At 29.5% G+C, this 1,589-nt stretch carries 1 pseudogene; it reads right to left on the bottom strand.

The features are described 5' to 3' along the window. Window positions 1-1,589 (bottom strand): annotated as a pseudogene (locus BCF89_RS08815) (Mbov_0399 family ICE element protein); the annotation flags it as partial.

Genomic DNA, 1,589 nt, shown 5'->3' with positions numbered 1-1,589 from the left:
TTGTTTATTTCATTATTATTGCCATTAGTGTCGCCGTTAGGATGTTCATCATCCTTGCCGTTAGAATTGCCATTAGAACCGCTTCCAGGGCGTCTGCTGTCATTTCCACCATGGTCATTTGATGGATCCTTTTCATCCCTAGTAACTTCTTTTGCTAAATTAGTTATATTTACAGACGTAAAATTTTTAATTCTAATGTTATTACCTATTATCTTAAATTTAGTAGAAATACCATTTCCTAGCGCCAACGCTCTAATTCCTAAGTCTCAATTTTCGATTAATAAGTCTTTTCCAACTTCTAAATTGTGTACCTTTAATTGCTTATTAATTTCGTCAATAACCTTAGTTTTTAACATTGAAAGATTGCTTTCATTTAAGTCAATATCATTAAGCTTAATTTTTGATAAGTCAATATCTTCATCTAACACTTGATTTACTACATTAGTAACTTCTACTTGGGCATATCCAAATTTATTATTAAGTGCTTGTAAATTGGCAATTGAAATAGATAAGTCACTTTCATTTTCAATATTTGTTTGTGGGTATTGTCTTGCGTATGCTACTTGCTCCAAGTTTAAAATAGTGTAATCTACATCAATTATTAAAGATGGTGTTTGTAATTGAATTTGTTTTTTAATTTCTTCTTTCGTTTGCTCTAAGGAATTAGTTCCTTTTAAATTAATTCTTTTGAATTTAATTCCTAAAAAGATATCTCTTTTTGCTTTAGAAATATAGCTCTCATCATCGATATCTTTATTATCATTTTTATCATTATTAGATGGATCTTTAGGATTTCAAGGATAAATTTCATATGGAGATCTATAAGGATCTAGATGATTAGGGTCCTTATTATCTTTATTGGTTTCACTATTTGATGGATTATCCTTGCCATTAGAACCACTTCCAGGGCGTCTGCTGTCATTTCCACCATGGGAATTATTAGATCCATCACTATTGCCATTAGAATTACCACCACTAGGAGTTTCTCCACCATTGCCATTTGATGGGTTATTAGCACTCGATGAATCACTAGGTTTGGTATGTTCTCAATCATTTTCATTTGGTATTGGTTCACTAGGTTTTTTATCATTAGGATTATTATCAACTATACTTTTAGCAAATTCCAAACTTAAATAAAAAGTATTAGTTGGAATTATTTTATATTTTGTTTCATAATCTTTTTTCTTAAAATTAACTTCAATTTTTAATCTTTTTAGAATTTCAATAGTAGAAAACTTAACATCCAATAATTTCAAATGTTTTTCTTCTAGGTCTAAGAAAACATCTTTAGTATTAATAGTTTTTAATGCTTTTACAAAAGATGAATATGAATTTTTTAGTGCTAAATTTAGAAATAATTGACTATTAAGTTTAAGATTAATAATTTCTTTCTTTTCGTCACTAGTTTTATCTTTTTCATCATTTGATGAGTTGGGATTATTACCATCGGAATTGCCATTAGAACCACTTCCAGGGCGTCTGCTGTCATTTCCACCATGGGAATTATTAGATCTATCACCATTGGCATTAGAATTACCACTAGGAGTTTCATTATCTATCGGAACAATAACACCATAAGTTTCTTGACT

Origin of the sequence: Metamycoplasma auris (assembly GCF_003253435.1) — a bacterium.
GTDB lineage: Bacteria > Bacillota_I > Bacilli_A > Mycoplasmatales > Metamycoplasmataceae > Metamycoplasma > Metamycoplasma auris.
This window is presented reverse-complemented; position numbering and strand designations above follow the sequence as displayed.